At 40.1% G+C, this 2088-nt stretch carries 4 protein-coding genes; all 4 read right to left on the reverse strand.

The features are described from left to right. Positions 1-108: Sec-independent protein translocase protein TatB (gene tatB, locus ACS8FD_RS13240; RefSeq protein WP_439276229.1), on the reverse strand; the 108-nt coding region annotated here is incomplete at its 3' end. A 59-nt stretch (positions 109-167) separates the two neighbouring features. Beyond that, positions 168-455 (reverse strand): Sec-independent protein translocase subunit TatA, encoded by a 288-nt coding sequence (gene tatA / locus ACS8FD_RS13245; protein ID WP_299221004.1) that lies wholly within the window; start codon positions 453-455, stop codon positions 168-170. Positions 456-632: 177 nt separating this feature from the next. Then, a complete protein-coding gene (gene hisI / locus ACS8FD_RS13250) occupies positions 633-1472 on the reverse strand; it encodes a phosphoribosyl-AMP cyclohydrolase (protein ID WP_439263117.1) in 840 nt (279 codons plus the stop codon). An 85-nt stretch (positions 1473-1557) separates the two neighbouring features. Further along, positions 1558-2001 carry an acyl-CoA thioesterase gene (locus ACS8FD_RS13255; protein ID WP_439263119.1) on the reverse strand — a complete coding sequence of 148 codons (444 nt, stop codon included), beginning with the start codon at positions 1999-2001 and terminating at the stop codon, positions 1558-1560. Positions 2002-2088 lie beyond the last annotated feature (87 nt).

Genomic DNA, 2088 nt, shown 5'->3' on the forward strand with positions numbered 1-2088 from the left:
GTACCATTGTCCAGCAGTACGTGCAGCCTGAGGTAACTTTTCAGGGCCAAGCACGATTAAGGCAATGACACCAAACAAGAGTAGTTCAGAAAATCCAATATCAAACATAGTTGTCAAATATAGTCATAAATATACTATTCAATGACGTTATTTATAAATAACATCTCTTATACTTTATGTTCATCATTAGAGGTGGTAGGGCTGATTTCTACATCATCAACCTTAGTACCAGTCTGTGAATTTGCTGAAGTAGTCGACTGAGTATTTGAGCTGGCATCATGGTCGAGTACACGGCGTTTACGCGCATGTTCTGTCTCTTCGTCCTTGACAGCTTCTTTAAAGCCCTTTACTGCGCCGCCCAGATCTTTACCAGCGTTTCTAAGCTTAGAGGTGCCAAAAACGACAACCACTACAACCAATAAAATTAGCCAATGGGTGATGGAAAAACTGCCCATAACGGTATCCTTATGTCTTAATGAGACCAATATGTCTCGTATTGTCTTACATTTATTACTTGCACAATAAACTGTTATTGCCAAATAAGAAGCAAGTTATTAAAGATACATTATAACGCGCACTGACAATAAAAAGTTGAAAACAACAATAATTACACAAGCTTATTTCAATTAAAGCTATCTTGCTGCTTTCTCATCAATACCCGAAAGTCCAAAACGTCGTCCCAGCTCGTTCAATACAGCATCAGATTCGATATCGAACCATGCCAATCCTACTAATGTATGAAACCACACATCAGCCACTTCATAAATGAGCTCATGTCGCGCAGCGTTGTACTGAGTCTCATCTGTAAGCTGATTACAATTAGCGAAGTCCTTGGCAGCAATGATACTCTCAGTCGTCTCTTCACCCATTTTTTCTAGTATCTTGTTAAGTCCGCGAGCATATAAACTTGCTACATAAGAGCTGTCTGCAGATGCTTGTTTACGTTCAGCCAACACACTATCAAGCTGGCGCAATATTGCAGTCTGAGTCTCTTGGCTTGATAAACTATTAATATTAGAAACAGTATTTTTATGAGCAGTGCTTTTTACATTACTATTAGTATTGTTATTTGACTGGTAAATATCAGCAGGATCCTTTAATACAGCATCGACTGCTTGCCAGACGGGCTCTGCACCTGTCATGTCTAAACGCTGATAAAAACAAGACTCACGTCCAGTATGACAAGCGATACCACCGACTTGAGTAACACTTAGCACGATGACATCGGCATCACAGTCCAAGCGAATATCGTGTACCTGCTGAGTGTGCCCTGACGTTTCACCTTTGTGCCACAGCTGATTACGCGAGCGCGAAAAATAGACTGCAGTTTGCGTTTTTGCCGTCAGCTGTAAGGACTCAGTGTTCATCCACGCCATCATTAGGATGCGTCCTGTCTCGTAATCTTGAGCGATTGCAGGAATCAGACCATCAGTATTGAATTTTATAGAGGTTAGCCAATTAGGTGTGGTCATAATCTATCTTCTTATAGTTATAGACGTTTAGGTTGATAGAGAAATGGCAAGCATAAGGGTTATAAGGCTCACGTAATCGACGCCATTATAGCTCAAATGCTTGTTGGTTTAGTGCCTCTTTAATATCATTATTAAAAACTATACTTCTATTGGAGCGATAATCATATTGAACAAAAGATTTGCGGGCTTTTGCTACTAGTGAACCATCATACATACGTGTCACCTTGATAGCCATCTCGCCATCTTTATCAGATATGTGCTCTATACCGACTTCAAATAGTAGCTCTTCACGAGCGCGTACACGACTAATAACGTTCAGCTGTAAATTGCTAACAATCAAACCTTGGCATTCTGCATTAATCTCTTTGATACCTTTAGAGTACAAAAACCTCGCCCTTGCCTCGGCCAATAATGCAATGAGTGATTCTAACGTTAGATGCTGCCCAACATCAATCTCTGTGTTACGGACACGCATAACTGTCTCAAAGACGAATACTCTATCATCAAACTCTAACTCACGGTCTATCAACGTTATCTCCTACATAAGTTTTCATAACGTCTGAGACGCCATTGTCATCAATAAAACATAGCTTAAGCAGACATTCAATCAATTTAG

This window comes from Psychrobacter sp. 1U2, from assembly GCF_051847575.1.

Excerpts from the sequence above, each read along its gene's own strand:
- tatA (WP_299221004.1), bottom strand. The coding sequence starts at position 455 with ATGGGCAGTTTTTCCATCACCCATTGGCTAATTTTATTGGTTGTAGTG.
- hisI (WP_439263117.1), bottom strand. The coding sequence starts at position 1,472 with ATGACCACACCTAATTGGCTAACCTCTATAAAATTCAATACTGATGGT.